The sequence below is a fragment of the Streptomyces sp. NPDC043685 genome (assembly GCF_056436585.1).
Genome location: NZ_JBWKCH010000011.1, coordinates 93,724 through 111,771 on the forward strand (window position 1 = coordinate 93,724; position 18,048 = coordinate 111,771).

Sequence of the window (18,048 nt, forward strand, 5' to 3'; positions counted from 1 at the left end):
AGCGGCGCTGTGGGTCAGTCGGTCGGCAGCAGGACGCCGGGGTTCAGCAGGCCGTGCGGGTCCAGGCGTCGTTTGACGGCCCGGAGCGCCGCCACGCCGAGGTCGGTGGCCTCCCGTACGTACCAGTCGCGGTGGTCGGTGCCGACCGCGTGGTGGTGGGTGATCGTGCCGCCCGCCGCGAGGATCGCCTCGTTCGCGGCGTGCTTGGCGCGCGTCCAGTGCGCCACCGGGTCCTCGCCCTGTGCCGAGACGACGGTGAAGTACAGCGAGGCGCCGTTCTCGTAGACGTGCGAGATGTGGCACATGACCAGGGGCGGGGTGCCGTTCTCGGTGAGCGTGGTGGTCAGCGCCTCGCGGACGGCCGCGTACAGGCCCGGCAGCCTCGACCAGTAGGCGGCGGTCTCCAGCGTCTCGGCGAACGCGCCCGCTTCGAGGAGCGAGTCGCGCAGGTACGGAGCCGAGTAGCGGCCGTGGGTCCAGCGCTGTCCTGGCTCGTCGCCCGCGAACTCGCCCCCGCAGTCGGTGAGTACGGCCGCTACCGCCGTCCGCCGCTGTGCGGTGTCCTCCTCGGTTCCTTCGAAGCCGACCACGGCGAGACATCCGGCGCTGTGCTGCTGCTCGGCGGCCGAGCCGATGGCGTCGGGCTGGGCCAGGCCGATGAGTGTCTCGGTCTCGTCGGAGAGCCTGAGGACAGTGGGGCGGGGGCCGTCCTGGGCGAGCCGGCGCAGGGCGGCGGCGCCCTGGTCGAAGGAGGCGAAGCGCCAGCCCTCGTAGCGGCGCGACCGGGGAACGGGCCTGATGCGGACGGTCACGGAGGTGATGACGCCGAAGGCGCCCTCCGAACCCAGCAGCAGCTGCCGCAGGTCGGGTCCGGCGGCCGAACGGGGCGCGCGGCCGGTGTCGAGGGTGCCCTCGGGCGTGGCGAGGGTGAGGCCGAGGACCATCTCGTCGAAGCGGCCGTAGCCGGCGGAGGCCTGCCCGCTGGAGCGGGTCGCGGCGAAACCGCCGATGGTGGCCCACTCGTAGGACTGGGGGAAGTGGCCCAGGGTGAAGCCGTGTCCGGCCAGGAGTGCCTCGGCCTCGGGTGCGCGCAGACCGGGCTGGAGGGTGGCGGTCCGGGAGACGGGGTCGATGTCGAGCAGGCGGTTCATCTGCCGCAGGTCGAGGGCGACGAAGGGAACGCGGCCGGTGGGTGCGAGTCCTCCGACGACGGAGGTGCCGCCGCCGAACGGGACGAGGGCGAGGCGGTGTTCGGCGCAGACACCGAGCACGGCGAGCACCTCGTCGTGGCTGCGCGGAAGGACGACGGCCGCGGGGGCGTCGGTGGTGTCGGCGGCGCGGATGCGCAGCAGGTCCGGGGTGGACTTGCCCCGGGTGTGCCGGATGCGGCTCTCGGTGTCCGTGCGGACGCCCTCCGCCCGGTCGCCGAGTGCGGCGCGCAGGGCGTGAAGGACGGCGTCCCCGAGGGCGGGCGTGGGGATCGCGATCTCCTCCAGCCGGGCGGATGCCGTGGGCTGCGGCTTGACGCCGAGCCAGTCGCGCAGCAGCCCTGTGACGGTGTCGGGCAGCGGCGTCGCCCTGGCCGGGTCGCCCCAGCCGTTCCACAGCATGTCCATGCCTGTCGTCCTCGCCGTCGTCGGGGGGTGCCGCTGGAGCGGCTCTGACCGTTACACTGTTACACATGACGCCTAATCGTCACAACGCCTCGGCCCAGCAGAAGTCCTCCGACAGCGATGTGGTGCTCGACGCCGTCCGCGACTGCGTCCTCGCGGTCGGGGTGCGCCGGACGACCATGACCGACGTCGCCCGCCGTGCGGGCGTCTCGCGCATGACGCTCTACCGGCGCTGGCCCGACGTCCGCTCACTCGTCGGTGACCTGATGACGCGCGAATGGATCGCGGTCGCCATGGGAGCCATGCCGGAGAGCCGGCCGGAACTGGGCACACGGCCCCCGATGATCGACGGCCTGGTCGCGGGCGTGACGGCCTTCCGCGCCCACCCGCTCTTCCAGAAGATCGTCGACGTGGACCCCGAACTGCTCCTGCCCTACGTGCTGGACCGGCGCGGCGCCAGCCAGGAAGCCCTCCTGGAGCTGCTCGCCGGGGCGCTGCGCGAGGGGCACGCGGACGGTTCGGTGCGCGAGGCCCCCGCCGAACGCCAGGCGCGGACGGTCCTGCTGATCCTGCAGTCCTTCGCCCTGTCCCTGCGCACCATGACCGACGAGGACGACGAAGAGCTCACCACCGCGGCGTTTCTCGCCGAACTGCGCACCGTCCTGGAGAGGACCCTCACCCCATGAGCCAGACCACCGTCCCGGCCGACGGGGCCTCCCTGTCCGCTGCCCGGCGCATCCGTGAGCTGACCGAAGCGACCGACGGCCGCGTGGTGGACCTGCTGGTCGTCGGCCTCGGCGCGACCGGTGCGGGAGCGGCCCTGGACGCCGCCGCGCGCGGCCTCGACGTCGTCGCCGTCGACGCCCACGACCTGGCCTTCGGCACCTCGCGCTGGAGCTCCAAGCTCATCCACGGCGGGCTGCGCTACCTGGCCTCGGCGCAGTTCGACGTCGCCCACGAGAGCGCCGTCGAACGCGGGGTGCTGATGGAGCGGACGGCTCCCCACCTGGTGCGCCCCCAGCCGTTCGTCCTCCCCTTGACGGGACTGGTCTCGCGCGGGCAGGCCGCGCTGGCCTGGGCCGGGTTCCGGGCCGGCGACGCCCTTCGGCTGTCGGTCCGCACGGCCCGCGCCACCCTGCCGGGCCCGCGCCGGCTCTCCCCTGTCGAGACCCGGCACCTGGCCCCCGCACTGCGCCCCGAGGGACTGCGCGGCGGCCTGCTGTCCTGGGACGGACGGCTCACCGACGACGCCCGCCTCGTCACCGCCCTCGCCCGCACCGCCGCCGCGCACGGCGCCCGCGTCCTGACCCGGACCCGCGCCTTGGAACTCACCGGGTCCGGCGCCCGCGTACGCGACGAACTCACCGGTGAGGAAGGCGAGATCCGGGCCCGGGCGGTGATCAACGCGTCCGGGGTGTGGGCCGGAGACCTCGTCGACGGCATCCGCATCCGGCCCTCCCGCGGCACCCACCTAGTCCTGCGCTCGGAACACATCGGCCCACTCCCCGCGGGCCTACACATCCCCATCCCCGGCGAGACCAACCGCTTCGTCCTCGTCCTGCCCCAGGACGACGGCCGTGTCTACGTCGGGCTCACCGACGAACCCCTGGACGGGCCCGTCCCCGACGTGCCCGACGTCCCGGAGACCGACATCGGCTTCCTGCTGGACGTCCTCGGCTCCGTCCTCGACGTCCCCGTCCACCGCGGCGACGTCGTCGGCGCGTTCGCCGGGCTGCGCCCCCTGCTGGACACCACTGCGGGGGCGCAGCCCGGCGCGGCCTCGCGCACGGCCGACATCTCGCGCCGGCACGCGGTACTGACCTCATCGGAGGGCGTGGTCAGCGTGGTCGGCGGCAAGCTGACCACGTACCGCCGGATGGCCGAGGACGCCGTGGACGCCGCGGTCGGCGCCCGCGGACTGGCCGTCGGCCCCTCCCCCACGGCCACACTCCCACTGGTGGGCGCCGCGGCCCCCCGGACCCTGGCCGGGCTGCGGGCACCCCGCCGCCTCGTCCAGCGCTACGGCACCGAGGCACCGGCGGTGCACGCCCTGGCCGTGCGGGACCCACGACTGGGCGAGCCCGTCGTCCCGGGCCACCCCGTCACCGGCGCCGAAGTGCTCTGGGCCCTGCGGCACGAGGGCGCCCTGGACGAGGCGGACCTGCTCGACCGGCGCACACGCATCGGACTGGTCCCGGCGGACCGGGCCGAGGCGCTGGAGGTTGTACGCGGGCTGGTCGGGGAGACCCTCGGCGCGCGGGGCTGAGGCCGTCGGGGCGGGGCCGGTGATCGGCGGCGGGGCTGAAGCCGTCGGCCCGGGGCGGTGATGGGCTGCGACGCCGACGCCACGGGGTCCGGGCCGGCGACCGTCCGCGAGTGAAGCCGTCGGGCGGCCTTTGCCTGCGATCGGCAACGAGCTGGAGCCGATGGACCATCGGCTACGACGGTGAAGCCCCCCCCGAGGCCCGGGGCCAGTTCCTGGTGGCCCACCGCGCAGACGCGGCCCGGGCGGGCCACCGGAGACGCGCCGGGAGTCGGCGATCGGCCGCGAGCTGAAGCCGCCGGGCGCCCCGAGCAGCGACCGACCGCGAGCCGGAGCCGGAGCCGGTCGCCCATCCGCTGCGACGGTGAAGCCCCCGGGTGCCCGGATCGGAGATCGGCCGCGAGCTGAAGCCGTCGGGCGGCCCGGGCCCGCCGTCGACCACGAGCTGAAGTCGCCTGACGGCCCGAGTCGGTGGCCGACTGCGCTGCGCCGACCCGCCCGCTACGGCCCTCCGGCGAGCAGGGCCCGGCGGATGGCCCGACGTTGCGCGGCGGTCGTGGCGCCCCAGATGCCCGCGTCCTCCCCCTGCTCGATGGCCCAGACGCGGCAGGGAAGCAGGACCGGGCAGCAGCGGCACACGGCGAGGGCTTCGGTGACCTGGGGGTCACCGTCCCGCTCGACCAGCGGGAAGAAGAGCTCGGGATCCACACCCACGCAGGCGGCCTCGCGCAGCCACGCGCGTGCGGCGTTCGGCCGGTCGGCTCCGGCGTGGGAGAAAGGACGGTCACACGGCATGGCACACCTCTGCTTGCTGCCGACCAGGCCGGCAGGTGGCTGCGGCACCACGGCACCACAGGCCCGGCAGGGGTCGCACCGCCCACTGTAAGCAGCGGCCGGGGCGCAAGGGAACGGTCAGTCCGAGCAGTGACGCCGGCGCGGCTTCGACACTTCGCAGCGGCCGGCACCGACTGCGTGCCACCAGGCCGCGTCCGCCGGTCCCCGGCGGTGCACTCTGCCCTCGGCATCGCACGCACCGCGGCCGCATGCCAAGACACCCCCGAGTCCAGGACGCTCAGCTTCTCCGTCGGCCGTCGCGCACTCACCCGCGCCGGGTGAAGCCACTCGGCTTCTGCCGTGCGCACGCTGGTGCGGACACCGAACCGTTCCCTGGAGGAGCCTTCGCCGTGGAACGTCCAGGCTCCGCATCGAAAACGAGGCGCACGATGAGCTCGACACACACCCAACCATCACATCGGGCGCGGAACGAATGGGCCACCGGCCTGACCGCCTTCGCGGCAGTGATGCTCTTCCTGGTCGGCCTGCTCGACATCTTCCGCGGCATCATGGCCATCGCCGAGGACGACATCTTCGTCACGACCCGCAACTACGTGTTCGAATACGACCTGACCGGCTGGGGCTGGATCCACCTCGCCCTGGGTGTGCTCGCCGTGATCGTGAGTCTCGGGCTGCTCAGGACGGCGATGTGGGCCCGTGTCGTCGGCGTGGCCATCGCGGGGCTCATCATCGTCGCCAATTTCCTGTCCCTGCCTCAGTACCCGGTCTGGTCGATCATCATGATCGCGCTGTCGGGCTTCATCATCTGGGCTCTGTGCGTAGTGCCGCGCGAGAACCTCCTCGAGCCGTCGGAGGAAGGGGCTTGGCGCGAACGCGACGAGGTGTACCGCCCCACGGCCTCGCCCCGCCCTCCTCGCTGATCGGACGACCGGACCTTCCACGACCAGGCACGACACCACAGCAGCGGAGGCGGAGATGTGCCGCTGGATCGCCTACTCGGGTACACCCGTCCTGCTGAGCCGGGTGCTGTTCGATCCGGCGCACTCGTTGATCGACCAGAGTCTGCACTCACGCCTGGGGGTGGAGACCACCAACGGGGACGGCTTCGGTATCGGCTGGTACGCCCCGGACACGGTCGCCGCCCCGGGTGTCGTCCGTGACGTGGACCCCGCGTGGAACAACCGCAATCTCCGGGAGGTCGCGCACCACGTCCGCTCGGGTCTGTTCTTCGCCCACATCAGGGCGGCGACCGGAACGGCCGTGCAGCAGTCCAACTGCCACCCGTTCCGCCACGGGCGCCGGCTGTGGATGCACAACGGCATGATCAAGGATTTCCGGCTCATGCGGCGTGACCTGGCGATGGCCGTCGACCCGGCGCTCTACGCCGACATCGAGGGTTCCACCGACTCCGAGCTCATGTTCTATCTGGCGCTCACGTACGGTCTGGAGGAGGATCCGCCCGGCGCGGTGGCACGCATGGTGGGGATGATCGAGAGCACGGGCCGGGCCCACGGCGTCCAGCACCCCCTCCAGATGACCGTCGCCGTGGCCGACGGCGAGCGCGTGTGGGCCTTCCGCTACGCCAGTGAAGGCCGTGCGCGGTCCCTGTACTTCAGCACGAGGGTGGAAACGCTGCGCGCGCTGCACCCGGACGCCGAGTTTCTGCGGGACATCTCCGAAGAGACCCGTCTCGTCGTCTCCGAGCCCCTGGGCGATCTCCCGGGCGCCTGGAACGAAGTCCCGGAGGGCACCTACGGCGTCATCCAGCCGGGCCATGATGTGCTCCACACGTTCCAGCCCGACGCCCCACCAGGTTCGGCCCGCCTCTGATCCGCCTTCCGATGCAGGTCAGCGGGGTGGGGCCCGGTCTGTCGCGCGCATGGCCAGGAGGGCTGGGATGCTGAGGGAGGAAGCGCTGCCCGTGACGTGGCCCTGACGGACAGGGGTGAGGAGCGCCGTGGCGGAAGTCGGTGAGAACGCTCAAGGATCGGCGATTCCCCTCGGCGTGGCCCTGCCGCACACCGACCCGCTGGGCGATCCGTTTCTGCGTGCCAGGTTCGCTCCGCCCGCGAGGCCTCGCACGTATCTGCGGCGGCAGCGGCTCGTCGACCACCTCGACCAGGCCCGCAGGACACCGTTGACGCTGCTCAACGGCCCGGCCGGAGCGGGCAAGACCCTGCTGGCCGCCGAGTGGGGCTCCGGGGTGAGCCCGCCGGTCGCCTGGCTCTCGTTCAGCAGCGGAGACCGCCGCCCCGGCATGTTCTGGGCGTATGTCCTGCAAGCCCTGCGCACCTGTGGTGCCCCGGTGTCCGAGGCGGTCGGGACACCTGCCCAGGCCTCCAGGGTGAGCCGCAGACTGCTGTCGGCACTCGCCGCCGAGCTGAACGACCGCGACCGGCCCGTGCTCCTCGTGCTCGACGAGTACGACCGCGTGGCCGACACGAAGGTCGCGGAGCAACTGGAGTTCGTCCTGCGCCACGCCGGCCAAGGGCTGCGCCTCGTGCTGGTCACACGAACCGAACCACTGCTGCCGTTGCACCGCTACCGGGCGGTCGGCGAACTGACGGAGATCCGCTCCGCCGAACTGGCCTTCACTCCCCAAGAGGCCGGCGCACTGCTGGATCTGCACGGTGTGGATGTTCCGCTCCAGGCGGTGCGGAACCTGGTCGAGCGCACGCGGGGCTGGGCCGCGGGGCTGAGCCTGTCCGCCCTGGCCGCCAGGGAGACCCCCGACCCCGAGCTCTATCTGAAGGAGTTCGAAGCCGACCGCAGCTCGGTCGCGGATTTCCTGCTGGCCGAGGTCCTCAAGGGGCGGTCGCGACAGACGCAGGACCTCCTGCTGCGCGTCAGCGTGCTGGAGCGATTCTGTCCCGATCTGGCCAACGCGCTGACCCGCCGCGTCGATGCCGAGCCCATCCTCGCCCGCCTGCACCGCGACAACGCGTTCGTCGAACGCCTCGGGCACTCGTCCTACCAGCTCCACCCGCTGTTCAGGGAGATACTGCGCGCGCACCTGCGCGTCCGCCTGCCCGGGCTGGAGCCGGAACTCCACCGGCGGGCCGCGCGATGGCTGCGGCGTCACGGCCACCTGCCGGAGACACTCGCCCACTCCGCGGCCGCGGACGACTGGGACCTCGCCGCCGATGCCCTCGTCGGCGACCTCGCGATCGGACGGCTCTTCACCGGCCCCGACGCGCACGACCTGGCGCGGTTGTTCTCCCGTATGGGCCCCGAGGCGACAAGCCCGGCCACGGACCTCGTGCGTGCCGCCCGCGACCTGTCCCGCCACGACCTGGACCATGGCCTGGCCAGCCTGCGCCACGCCGAGGAGCAGCTCGCCGACGGCAGCCGCGATCTGGCGGCCGCCCGGCTGAGCTGCGCGCTGCTGGAGGCCACGGCCGCCCGGCTGACCGGGAGTACCCCACAGGTGGAGCAGGCCGCCGAGTCAGCCGCGGAACTGCGGCAGGAAGTACCATCCCACCTGCTCGACAGGCATCCCGAACTCACCGCCCTCCTGCTGACCCATGTGGGCTCAACACTCCTGTGGGCCGGGCGTTTCGAGGACGCGCGCGCCGTCCTGACCACCGTGGCCGCGGCTGCCGTCGGGGCGTCCTCCGAGGCGCCCCGTAAGGAGGCGCTGGGACACCTGGCCCTGCTCGACTACCTCGACGGATGGCCCGGCCGGGCGGAGCACAAGGCACTGGCGGCGGTGTCCGAGGCGGATCGGACCCGTCCGCCCCGGCCGTCCGGCTCGGAGATCGGACGGCTGGTCCTGGCGGCGGTGGCTGTCGACCGCGATGAACTCGACCGGGCAGAGGCCCTCCTCGACGCAACGGCCGATCTCCCCTTCGCCACGCGCGATCCGGTGATGGCGGCGGGGCGGGCCCACGCCGCGGCTCGCCTCCTGATGGCCAGAGGGAAGATCCGGGCCGCGGTGGAGGCGGCGGACCCGGCCGTTCCGGCCGCCGTGCCCTCGCCGTGGGCGACGAGTCAGGAAGCGCTCGTCACCTCGGCCGCCCACCTGGCCCGGGGACGGCCGGACCAAGCGGCCGAGGTGCTCCGGGCGGTCTCCGGCGACCAGCCCGTGTGTGCCGTGGAGGCCGCTTCGATCCAGCTGGCCGCACGGCGTACCGCGGCGGCTTTCGCACTGCTCGACAGCGTCCATGCCGAGGAACGGACCGGCCCCGCCGTCACCGTGCGGGCGGCGCTGGTGAGGGCCCGGGCCGCCGACGCGGCGGGAGACACGGCGGCTGCCCGCAAGCTTCTGGCACGGGCGCTCCTCGACGCCCGGCGCGAGCGACTGCGGCGTCCGTTCCTGGACGCGGGAGCGTGGATCCGGCCTCATCTGGCCTCGGCCTCACTGCACGAACTCGCGGCGGGTTGGCTGACGCCCACCGCTTCGCGCCGAGGTGAGCGGCCCGGACCACCATCACCGGCCGCTCCACTCGTGGTCGGGGAGCTGAGCGCACGCGAACACGACGTCTTGGAGCGCGTCGCCCGGATGATGTCGACGGAGGAGATCGCCGCCGATCTGTACCTGTCGGTGAACACCGTGAAGACCCATCTCAAGAGCGTCTACCGGAAGCTGGCGGTGAACCGGCGAAGCGAAGCGGTACGCCGCGCGCGTGACCTTCGCATGCTGTGAGCCGCGCCGGTGCAGAGGCCGTCGTCTCGTCAAGGCCGCGATCCTGGACACCGGTGGCTTCACGCCGGCCGGTTTCGTCGTCACCCCGCACCCGCTCACCGCCCCCGGCCGCAGCCGCTCGCCGGAGCAGGGCGCTGACGCTCCGCCCGGAGCGAACGCCCCGACTCCCTGAGGCACATGGAGCCGATCATGTCCAAGACCACCGCCACGGCGAGCCGCAGCAAGCGCCGGGCGGAACGACGCGCCAGGGCGGACTACACGGGCGGCGTCTACGGTTCCATGCTGGCCGCCTCCGTGGTGATCGGCGCCGGCACCCTGGGCTCGTTCCCTCGCACCGAGCTGGTGGTGCTGTTGCTGCTCACCGGAGTGGTGTTCTGGATCGCGCACGTCCATGCCCAACTGTTCGGGGCACGCCTGGCGCAGCAGACTCCGGACCGCCACCTCGTCCTGCACGTGTGCCGTGACGAGTGGCCCATCGTCAAGGCCGCCGTCCCACCGGCCGTCGCGGTGGCCGTCAGCCCGCTCCTGGGGCTGGATGTGCGAGGGGCCGGCTGGCTGGCTCTGTGTGTCGCCGTGGCCGGCCAGGTCGGCTGGTCCTTGGCGGCGGCCCGCCGCGCCGGTGCCTCGCCGCGGCTCATGGTCGTCACCGCTTCGGTCAACCTGCTGCTCGGCCTGCTCATCATCGCCTTCAAGATCGTACTGAAGCACTGATCCGGCGTCCGCCACCGAGCGGGCCACCGGGGTCACCTGCTCCGGGTGAGGTTCGGACCGGCACGGAAGCGGACGATAGCGGTGAGGGCGCCGTCCGCCTGTCCCGGTCAGCCGTGGGAGGACAAGTTCGTGCGCTACGAGATCCGCGTCGAGGGACGCCTGTCGGAGACTCTGGCCGAAGCGTTTCCGGAGCTGGGCCATGTGGTGATGGCCGGTCAGACGGTCCTGTTCGGCCCCGTCGTGGACGAAGCGCACCTGTACGGGCTGCTGGCCCGCTGCCAGTCACTGGGACTGCGTGTCGTGGAGATGCGGCCGGTACCGGAATGACCCATGACGGACGTGTGCTCCGTCCTCTTGTCCGGTCACCCACGTCTTCGCCACCGGCGAGCGGTAAGGCGGGGACCGCAGGTGCTAAGGGAGGGCCGGCGCCCCCGCCCGGTTGCTCCGCCTACCGCAGGGCCGCGGCCACCAGGCCTTCGAGGGCCTCGCGCGGCACCTCGCCCCCCCTCACGAGCCGGTCGAAGACCAGCCCGTCGACGCAGGACAGCAGCGTGTGCGTGCGGCTCTCGACGTCCGTCACGCCGCGCTCGGCGAGGAACGAGCGGACGGCTGCGCGCCCGGCGTTCTCGCGGGGGGTGAGGATCTCCCGCAGTTCCGGGTCGCGCACACTCTCGACGGCGCAGGCGTAGCGGGCCAGTGAGCGGCGGCGGCCCTCGCCGGTGAGCCGCTGTCGTACCAGCAGCGTCAGGCCGTTCACCAGGTCCTCGGGGGTGCTCAGGGGCGGGAGCCGCTCGGCCGTCGTGTGCAGTTCCCGCTGGTCGAGTTGGACCAGGCGCGTCACGAGCGCGGTGAGCAGCGCGGCACGGGTGCGGAAGTAGGCTGAGGTGGTACCGGGGGGCATGGCGGCCCGGCGGTCCACCGCGCGGTGGGTCAGGCCGCGGATCCCTTCGTCGGCGAGTACGTCGAGAGCCGCGTCCGCGAGGAGGGTGCGCCGTTCGGTAGCCATGGTTCCTTTCTACACCTGTAGAGCTTCGGATAGGGTCCTCCTTCTACAGGTGTAGAAGGAGAAGTGGGGGTTCGCGATGGGCGACACAGCGGTGATCATCGGAGGCGGCATCGGTGGGCTGGCCGCCGCGATCGGTCTGCGCCGCGTCGGCTGGGAGGCGACGGTCGTCGAGCGCGCGTCCGTGCTCGACGACGTGGGGGCCGGCATCTCACTGGCGGCCAACGGCCTGCGAGCGCTGGACGCGCTCGGCGTCGGCAAGGCCGTGCGCGAGGCGTCACGGGGCCAGTACAGCGGCGGCACCCGCACACCGCGGGGCGGTTGGCTGGCCCGGATGGACGGTGCGGCCCTGGAGAAGGCGGTCGGCACGCCCATCATGGGCATACCCCGCGCCAACTTGCACCGGCTGCTGCGCGAGGCCCTGCCCGCCGAGACCCTGCTGATCGGCTCCGAGGCCGGGTCGGTCCGGCAGGTCGGGCCCGGGGTGGTTCGCGTCGGGTGCGGCGAAGCCGTCCTGGAGGCCGACCTGGTGGTGGCGGCCGACGGCATCGGCAGCAAGGTCCGCGAGCGCCTCTTCCCCTCCCATCCCGGCCCGGTGTACAGCGGCTCGACCGTACTGCGCGCCGTGACGGAACAGGCCGTCGACCTGGATACCGACTTCGAGCTGACCTGGGGGCGCGGCGCCGAGTTCGGGCACATCGCCTTCCGGGACGGGCGCGCCGAGTGGCACGCGGTCCTGACCCTTCCGGCGGGAACGCGGTTCTGCGACCCCCTGGCCGAACTGCGCCGGCGGTTCGGCCACTGGCACGACCCGATCCCCGCCCTGCTCGACGCGACCCGGCCCGAGGCCGTCCTGCACCACGACGTCAACGAACTGCGCACACCGCTTCCCTCGTACGCGGTCGGCCGGATCGCGCTGCTCGGGGACGCGGCGCACGCGATGACCCCGAACCTGGGACAGGGGGCCTGCCAGGCGCTGGAGGACGCGGTCTCGCTGGTCGCCGCGCTCGCCTCCGAGCCCTCCACGGAAGCCGCGCTCGCCCGGTACGACGCCGTGCGCCGGCCCCGCAGTCAAGCCGTCGCACGCGCCGCCCGGCAGGCCGGACGGCTGGGTCACCGGCTCGCCCACCCGGTGCCCGTCGCCCTGCGCAACACTGCGATGCGGCTGACGCCCTCCCGCGCCGCCGTGCGCATGATCCTCCGGCATCACGAGTGGAGCCCGCCGCACCTCGGCTGAGCAGCGCGGCTCCGCACGCTCCCGGCGGCTGGTCGCGCCCGGCCGTCCCGCGACTCGGGCGGGACGCGCCGACGATGTGTGCCCCGTACAGTTAAGTGACGGGGACCTGCTTCGTCCCTTCGCACCGAACCGCACGGGAGCACCCATGCACCACCCGTCCGGCGGCCCGGACGACGACTCCGGCGCTCTGTTCGGGCTCGACGCCCTCACTCCTGCCCCCGCCCCCGCCGACCACCGGCCCTCCTTCCGCACCTCGGCCGCGGCCCGCAGGCTGCTGCCCGTGCGGGAGATCTACGCCGAGCCCGCGGCGGCCGCGTCCCCCCGCGGGCGGCAGATCAGCGCCCGGTTCCCCGACGCCCGGGTGACGACGGTGGAGTCCCACTGGCGCATCCCCGGGCTGCACGGCAACGAGGGCAACATCGAGCGCTGGGTGCGGATCAAGGGAGAGACGCTGGTACTGGGCGAGAAGAAGACCCTCACCACACGCCCCAACGGCCGGTCGGCCGACTGGATCGCCCCCGGCACCTCCAACGGCTGTGCCATGGCCTGCGCCTACTGCTACGTGCCCCGGCGCAAGGGGTACGCCAACCCCATCACCGTCTTCACCAACATCGACCGCGTGATCGCCCACCTCGCCCGGCACGTGGCGCGGCAGGGGCCCAAGCCCGAGCCGAACCAGTGCGACGACCGGGCGTGGGTGTACGACATCGGGGAGAACGGCGACTGCTCGGTGGACGCGCTGATCTGCGACAACACCGCGGATCTGGTGCATGCCTTCCGGCAGTGGCCCACCGCCAAGGCGTCCTTCGCCACCAAGTTCGTCAACCCCGACCTGCTGGCCCTCGACCCGCGTGGCCGCACCCGTGTCCGTTTCTCGCTGATGCCGCCGGACGACGCCCGGCTGCTCGATGTGCGCACCTCGCCGGTAGCCGAGCGCATCGGCGCCGCGGCGGACTTCCTGGACGCCGGGTACGAGGTCCACTTCAACCTCTCCCCCGTGGTCATCCGCCCGGGCTGGGAAGAAGCCTGGGCCGAGCTGCTGATCCACCTCGACGACGTGCTGCCCCGGCGGGTGAAACAGCAGGCCGCCGCAGAGGTGATCATGCTGACCCACAACCGGGAGCTCCATGATGTCAACCTCGGCTGGCACCCCCGGGCCGAGGAGGTCCTGTGGCGACCGGAACTCCAGCAGGCCAAGCGGTCCGAGAACGGCGCCATGAACCTCCGCTACCGCAACACCGTCAAGAGGGAGGCGGTGCAGGGCCTGCGCACCCTCATCGAGCGCCACGCTCCGTGGCTGCGCGTGCGTTACGCCTTCTGAGCGTCGGAAGGGCTGACCGGCCCCTGCCCGCGGGGGACGCCGCACGGCCGGACAGAGCAAGCTCGCCGAGCGCGTGCGCATGGTCCCGGCCGATGCTGAGGTGCTCAAGCCCTCCGATCCTCCCGGGACCTCCATGCCGAACACTGCCCTCCCCCGCCCGCGCACCCGTGTCCGCACCGGTGCCGATCCTCGCGCCCGCCTGCGGCGCCTGTCCGTCGTCGCCCTGCTCGGCGCCTCCTTCCTCGGTGGCCTGCTCCTGGCCCCGGCGGCGAGCTCCACCGACGGTGGCATCCCCGACGGCCCCGGCACCCACTCCGGCGGCGGTGAACGCGCCCTGCGAGAACAGCTCGAAGAGCTCGTCACCACGCCCGGAGGACCCCCGGGCGTGATCGTCGTGCTGCGCCGGGACGGCACCCCGCGTGTTCTGCGCGCCGGTGTCGCCGACCTGGAGACGGGCCGCCCCATCGAACCGACCGACCACATGCGGATCGCCAGTACCGCCAAGGCGTTCAGCGGTGCCGTGGCCCTGCGTCTGGTCCAGGAAGGCGCGCTCGGCCTCGGCAGCACCATCGGCAGCACCCTGCCGCAGCTGCCGCGCGCCTGGCGGTCGGTCACCCTGCGCCAGCTGCTGAACCACACCAGCGGCCTGCCCGACTACACCGAGGACCCCGAGTTCGCGGAGCTGCTGCAGTCGGACCCGCGCCGCACCTTCGACCCCCGCCGCCTGCTGGACTTCGTCGCGGACGAACCGCTGCGCTTCCGCCCCGGCTCCCGGTACCGGTACTCCAACTCGGACAACATCGCCGTCGCGCTGATGGCGGAGGCCGTGACCCACAGGCCGTACGAGGAACTGCTGGAGCGGATCGTCTACCGGCCGCTCCGGCTGCGCGACACCAGCCTCCCCCAGGGCTACGAGATGCCCGAGCCGTACATGCACGGTTACGTCATCGAACCGCCCCAGCCGCCCGAGGACGTCAGCGAGGTGCTCAGCGCGTCCGGCGTCTGGGCCTCGGGCGGGATCGTCTCCACTCCGGCGGACATGACGCGCTTCGTCCGTGCCTACGCCTCCGGACGCCTGACCTCGCCGGACGTGCTGCGCGAGCAGCGCCGCTGGGTCGAGGGAGCCTCCGAACCGGCCGGCCCCGGCCGCAACAAGGCGGGGCTCGGCATCTTCCGCTACGAGACCCGCTGCGGGGTCGTACTCGGACACACCGGCAACTTCCCGGGCTACACCCAGCTGATCGCCGCGACCCCCGACGGCCGCGCGTCCCTCACCTTCTCGCTCACCACGCAGGTGAACAAGACACTCAACCCCGATCTGCTGGAGCGGCTGCGCACGATCGAGGAGAACGCGGTGTGCACCCTGCTCGGCGGGCAACGCCGCTGAGGCGGACCGGCGTCACCAGCGCGTGCCGCGAGGCGCCTCGGACCGGGCCCCCGGCGCCGCCGCGCCAGGGGGCCCGGGAGTGCGCCGCCTCCCGTATCCCTCGTGCGGCGGGCACTCGAACGGGACACCGTCCCGAACCCTTGTTCCCTCTTCGACGCGACTCCGTGTGCCGGATGCACCCCCTGTGCGGCCGAGGTCCGGCGCACGGGTGCGCACCGCCCGAATGACGGCGATCCGAGCACGCGCCGACCGGGCATGCAGTCCTACATGAATGATCACCACGACGGACCCGACGCGGCCCATCGCCGACCGCCCGGCATGACGGACACCACCGTCCAGGCCCTGGGCGCCCTGTCCAAGGCCCTGGAGACGACCGAGCGCGCGCGAGGTCACCTCTATGCCTTCCATCAGCTGACGGGCGGGGCCGACTTCGAGCTGGACCGTGCGACCAGGCTGATGCGGGAAGCCGGGCACCCCGAGTGGGCGGAACGGATCCGGCGCGACGTCATCGGCCGCAACGTCATTCCGGGGCACTGGACGTTCCAGATCGTCGAGGCCTACAACGCCACGTACTACGAGCCGTTCAAAGCCACGGAACGGGAAGCGCGCCAGGAACTGGCCGACGGCAGGGACCACCTGTACGAGGCCGAACTCAAGGAGGAACGGCGCACCGGCGGGCACCCCGACCACACGGCTCGGCCCGACTCCACACCGCGGGGATGACGTGTCCGCAGGGCCACGCCGCCGGATGGCGCATCGCACCGTTTCCGGGCCTTTGTGGACATAACCTGCGCGGTATGAACAAATGCCATATCGCGTATCTGTCGTGCACGGCGGCGCTGCTCGGGACGAGCCTCGGGGCCGCCCCGTCGAGCGCCGCTCACACGCTCCATCTGGTGAAGCCGGGGGAATCGATCCAGAAGGCGGTGGACAACGCCCGGCCGGGCGACACCGTGCTGCTGGCCTACGGCACCCACCACGGAAGCGTCGACGTGACCACGCCCGGACTCACCCTGCGTGGCATGGGCCACGGCACGGTGCTCGTACCGCGGGCGAACACCGCCACCGCCGCCTCGGGTGCCGGAAGCCGGTCGGGCGTCGAGAAGGCCGCGGGCAGTTGTGCCGCCGCCGGCAACGGCATCTGCGTCACCGGCACGAAGGACCACGCCGTCGACGGCGTCACCGTCGCCTCCCTGACGGTGACCGGCTTCGGCAAGACCGGCGTCTACGCCCGGGAGGCCGACGGGCTGACCGTGCGGAACGTCACCGCGGTCGGCAACGGCGTGTGGGGCATCGCCACGGAGCGTTCGGACCGCAGTGTGTTCCGCGGCAACACGGCCCGGGACAACGGCGACGCGGGTCTCTTCCTCGCCAACACGGTGACGGAGGAGGAAGGGGCCACGGACACCGGCGGCACGGTGGTCGTGGGCAACCGGCTGGAAGGCAACCGGATCGGCGTCACCGTCCGCCGGCTGCGCAACCTGACCGTCGCGGGCAACCGGCTCACCGGCAACTGCGCGGGAGTCTTCGTCGTCGGCGACGAGAACAAGCCGAAGGCCGGCCTCGTGACCGTGCGCGACAACCGCATCGAGCGCAACAACAAGTCCTGTCCGAAGACCGCCCGGCTGGACGCCCTCCAGGGATCAGGCATCGTCCTGACGGGCACCGAGGACAACCTGATCACCCACAACGTGATCAGGGACAACAGCGGCAACTCCCCGCTCTCGGGCGGCATCGTCGTCTTCAAGAGCTTCGTCGGCACGACCAGCGAGCGCAACCGGATCAGCGACAACCTGCTGAGCGGCAACTCCCCGGCGGACCTGGTCAACACGGACCCCGGCAAGGGCAACACGTTCCAGGGCAACTCCTGCCTGTCGTCCAAGCCCGCCGGACTGTGCTGACCGCACACCGCCGAGCCTCGCGAACCCGGGAGCCCCACGGCTGTCCAGGGGCCCCCGCGCTGCACAACACCCGGCTGGAACCCCACAGGAAGGCGGCACATGACGACCACTCAGCCCGCTCCACCTCCGTCCATGCGGCTGCGGGAACTCGCATTCGGGGCGGCGTGTGCCGCCGCCCTGCGCGCGGCCGCCCGGCTCGGCGTCCCCGACGCCCTCGGTGACGACCCCCTGGCCGTGGAGGACATCGCGGCCACGGTGAAGACCGAACCCGGCCCGCTGCGACGGCTCCTTCGGGCCCTGTCCTGCTACGGCGTCTTCACCGAGCGCCCGGACGGGACGTTCGCGCACACGGACGTCTCCCGGCTGCTGCGCGAGGACGACCCCAACAGCCTGCGCGCCATCACGCTGTGGTGCACCGAGCCGTGGACCTGGGACGTCTGGCCCAAGCTCGACGAGGCCGTGCGCACCGGACGCAACGTGGTGGAGGACCTGTACGGCAAGGAGTTCTTCCCCTACCTCAACGAGGACGCCCCGGAGTCGGCGGACGTCTTCAACCGCGCCATGACGACCTCCAGCGTGCAGTCGGCGCGCGACGTCGCGCAGTTCCTCGACCTCACGGGGTGCGCGTCGGTCGCCGACATCGGGGGCGGCCAGGGGCACGTGGTGGCGAGCCTGCTGGACAAGTACCCCGAGATGCGCGGGACGCTGCTCGACCTTCCCCGGGTGGTGGAGAACGCCGTGCCGCGGCTGCGCGCGGGCGGTGACCTCGCGGACCGCGCCGACGTGGTGCCGGGCGACGTCCGCACGGCCGTACCGGTGAAGGCCGACGTCTACGTCATCAAGAACATCCTGGAGTGGGACGACGAGAGCACCACCCGCACGCTGCGCAACGTCCGCGAGGCCGGCGGCCCCGGGGCCCGGGTGGTGGTCATCGAGAACCTCGTCGACGACTCGCCCTCGATGCGGTTCAGCACCGCGATGGACCTGCTGCTGCTCCTCAACGTGGGCGGCGCGAAGCACACCACCCGGAGCATGCGGGACCGCCTCACCGAAGCCGGCCTGATCATCGACGACATCAGTCCGGTCAATCCCTATCTGCACGCGTTCGACTGCCACATCCCCGGCTGAACCGGCCGCCCCGGCGGGACCCGGTGATCCCGGAACTCCCGCCG

16 protein-coding genes are annotated in these 18,048 nt (G+C 72.5%); 13 read left to right on the forward strand and 3 right to left on the reverse strand.

What is annotated here, in order from left to right:
• Positions 1-14: 14 nt before the first annotated feature.
• Positions 15-1,616 carry an FAD-binding oxidoreductase gene (locus AC0665_RS31530; protein ID WP_478706324.1) on the reverse strand — a complete coding sequence of 534 codons (1,602 nt, stop codon included), beginning with the start codon at positions 1,614-1,616 and terminating at the stop codon, positions 15-17.
• Between the two features lie 65 nt (positions 1,617-1,681).
• Here AC0665_RS31530 and AC0665_RS31535 point away from each other — a divergent pair, with 65 nt between their 5' ends.
• Together AC0665_RS31535 and AC0665_RS31540 are read left to right on the forward strand one after the other, a co-directional pair.
• Positions 1,682-2,299, forward strand: coding sequence for a TetR/AcrR family transcriptional regulator (locus tag AC0665_RS31535; RefSeq protein ID WP_478706325.1), 618 nt, complete (start codon positions 1,682-1,684; stop codon positions 2,297-2,299).
• Positions 2,296-3,879, forward strand: a complete 1,584-nt coding sequence (locus AC0665_RS31540) for a glycerol-3-phosphate dehydrogenase/oxidase (RefSeq protein ID WP_478706326.1) — start codon at positions 2,296-2,298, stop codon at positions 3,877-3,879. The genes AC0665_RS31535 and AC0665_RS31540 overlap by 4 nt, the downstream gene beginning before the upstream one ends.
• A gap of 498 nt (positions 3,880-4,377) precedes the next feature.
• Here AC0665_RS31540 and AC0665_RS31545 read toward each other — a convergent pair whose 3' ends face one another.
• Positions 4,378-4,671, reverse strand: a complete 294-nt coding sequence (locus AC0665_RS31545) for a WhiB family transcriptional regulator (RefSeq protein WP_366051463.1) — start codon at positions 4,669-4,671, stop codon at positions 4,378-4,380.
• A gap of 428 nt (positions 4,672-5,099) precedes the next feature.
• Here AC0665_RS31545 and AC0665_RS31550 point away from each other — a divergent pair, with 428 nt between their 5' ends.
• The 5 genes from AC0665_RS31550 to AC0665_RS31570 all read left to right on the forward strand — a co-directional run bounded on the left by AC0665_RS31550 (position 5,100) and on the right by AC0665_RS31570 (position 10,354).
• Positions 5,100-5,591 carry a DUF7144 family membrane protein gene (locus tag AC0665_RS31550; RefSeq protein ID WP_478510565.1) on the forward strand — a complete coding sequence of 164 codons (492 nt, stop codon included), beginning with the start codon at positions 5,100-5,102 and terminating at the stop codon, positions 5,589-5,591.
• 55 nt (positions 5,592-5,646) lie between these two features.
• Positions 5,647-6,501, forward strand: coding sequence for a class II glutamine amidotransferase (locus AC0665_RS31555; protein WP_478706327.1), 855 nt, complete (start codon positions 5,647-5,649; stop codon positions 6,499-6,501).
• Positions 6,502-6,628: 127 nt separating this feature from the next.
• Positions 6,629-9,316 carry a winged helix-turn-helix domain-containing protein gene (locus AC0665_RS31560; RefSeq protein WP_478706328.1) on the forward strand — a complete coding sequence of 896 codons (2,688 nt, stop codon included), beginning with the start codon at positions 6,629-6,631 and terminating at the stop codon, positions 9,314-9,316.
• A gap of 189 nt (positions 9,317-9,505) precedes the next feature.
• Positions 9,506-10,027, forward strand: a complete 522-nt coding sequence (locus tag AC0665_RS31565; protein WP_478706329.1) for a hypothetical protein — start codon at positions 9,506-9,508, stop codon at positions 10,025-10,027.
• 129 nt (positions 10,028-10,156) lie between these two features.
• Positions 10,157-10,354 (forward strand): hypothetical protein, encoded by a 198-nt coding sequence (locus AC0665_RS31570; RefSeq protein WP_363119540.1) that lies wholly within the window; start codon positions 10,157-10,159, stop codon positions 10,352-10,354.
• A gap of 121 nt (positions 10,355-10,475) precedes the next feature.
• Here AC0665_RS31570 and AC0665_RS31575 read toward each other — a convergent pair whose 3' ends face one another.
• Positions 10,476-11,033 carry a TetR/AcrR family transcriptional regulator gene (locus tag AC0665_RS31575; RefSeq protein WP_478706330.1) on the reverse strand — a complete coding sequence of 186 codons (558 nt, stop codon included), beginning with the start codon at positions 11,031-11,033 and terminating at the stop codon, positions 10,476-10,478.
• A gap of 76 nt (positions 11,034-11,109) precedes the next feature.
• Here AC0665_RS31575 and AC0665_RS31580 point away from each other — a divergent pair, with 76 nt between their 5' ends.
• From AC0665_RS31580 to AC0665_RS31605, 6 genes are all read left to right on the forward strand, one after another.
• On the forward strand, positions 11,110-12,267 hold the full coding sequence (locus AC0665_RS31580) for an FAD-dependent monooxygenase (protein ID WP_478706331.1): 1,158 nt from the start codon (positions 11,110-11,112) through the stop codon (positions 12,265-12,267).
• A 145-nt stretch (positions 12,268-12,412) separates the two neighbouring features.
• Positions 12,413-13,588 (forward strand): spore photoproduct lyase family protein, encoded by a 1,176-nt coding sequence (locus AC0665_RS31585; protein ID WP_468638940.1) that lies wholly within the window; start codon positions 12,413-12,415, stop codon positions 13,586-13,588.
• Between the two features lie 133 nt (positions 13,589-13,721).
• On the forward strand, positions 13,722-14,975 hold the full coding sequence (locus AC0665_RS31590) for a serine hydrolase domain-containing protein (protein ID WP_478706332.1): 1,254 nt from the start codon (positions 13,722-13,724) through the stop codon (positions 14,973-14,975).
• A 267-nt stretch (positions 14,976-15,242) separates the two neighbouring features.
• On the forward strand, positions 15,243-15,698 hold the full coding sequence (locus tag AC0665_RS31595; protein WP_468638937.1) for a hypothetical protein: 456 nt from the start codon (positions 15,243-15,245) through the stop codon (positions 15,696-15,698).
• 74 nt (positions 15,699-15,772) lie between these two features.
• Positions 15,773-16,876, forward strand: coding sequence for a right-handed parallel beta-helix repeat-containing protein (locus tag AC0665_RS31600; RefSeq protein ID WP_478706333.1), 1,104 nt, complete (start codon positions 15,773-15,775; stop codon positions 16,874-16,876).
• Positions 16,877-16,975: 99 nt separating this feature from the next.
• Complete coding sequence (locus tag AC0665_RS31605) at positions 16,976-18,004, forward strand: methyltransferase (protein ID WP_468638933.1); 1,029 nt, start codon at positions 16,976-16,978, stop codon at positions 18,002-18,004.
• Positions 18,005-18,048: the final 44 nt, after the last annotated feature.

Excerpts from the sequence above, each read along its gene's own strand:
- AC0665_RS31530 (WP_478706324.1), bottom strand. The coding sequence starts at position 1,616 with ATGGACATGCTGTGGAACGGCTGGGGCGACCCGGCCAGGGCGACGCCG.
- AC0665_RS31535 (WP_478706325.1), top strand. The coding sequence starts at position 1,682 with ATGACGCCTAATCGTCACAACGCCTCGGCCCAGCAGAAGTCCTCCGAC.
- AC0665_RS31540 (WP_478706326.1), top strand. The coding sequence starts at position 2,296 with ATGAGCCAGACCACCGTCCCGGCCGACGGGGCCTCCCTGTCCGCTGCC.
- AC0665_RS31545 (WP_366051463.1), bottom strand. The coding sequence starts at position 4,671 with ATGCCGTGTGACCGTCCTTTCTCCCACGCCGGAGCCGACCGGCCGAAC.
- AC0665_RS31550 (WP_478510565.1), top strand. The coding sequence starts at position 5,100 with ATGAGCTCGACACACACCCAACCATCACATCGGGCGCGGAACGAATGG.
- AC0665_RS31555 (WP_478706327.1), top strand. The coding sequence starts at position 5,647 with ATGTGCCGCTGGATCGCCTACTCGGGTACACCCGTCCTGCTGAGCCGG.
- AC0665_RS31565 (WP_478706329.1), top strand. The coding sequence starts at position 9,506 with ATGTCCAAGACCACCGCCACGGCGAGCCGCAGCAAGCGCCGGGCGGAA.
- AC0665_RS31575 (WP_478706330.1), bottom strand. The coding sequence starts at position 11,033 with ATGGCTACCGAACGGCGCACCCTCCTCGCGGACGCGGCTCTCGACGTA.
- AC0665_RS31580 (WP_478706331.1), top strand. The coding sequence starts at position 11,110 with ATGGGCGACACAGCGGTGATCATCGGAGGCGGCATCGGTGGGCTGGCC.
- AC0665_RS31585 (WP_468638940.1), top strand. The coding sequence starts at position 12,413 with ATGCACCACCCGTCCGGCGGCCCGGACGACGACTCCGGCGCTCTGTTC.
- AC0665_RS31590 (WP_478706332.1), top strand. The coding sequence starts at position 13,722 with ATGCCGAACACTGCCCTCCCCCGCCCGCGCACCCGTGTCCGCACCGGT.
- AC0665_RS31595 (WP_468638937.1), top strand. The coding sequence starts at position 15,243 with ATGAATGATCACCACGACGGACCCGACGCGGCCCATCGCCGACCGCCC.
- AC0665_RS31600 (WP_478706333.1), top strand. The coding sequence starts at position 15,773 with ATGAACAAATGCCATATCGCGTATCTGTCGTGCACGGCGGCGCTGCTC.
- AC0665_RS31605 (WP_468638933.1), top strand. The coding sequence starts at position 16,976 with ATGACGACCACTCAGCCCGCTCCACCTCCGTCCATGCGGCTGCGGGAA.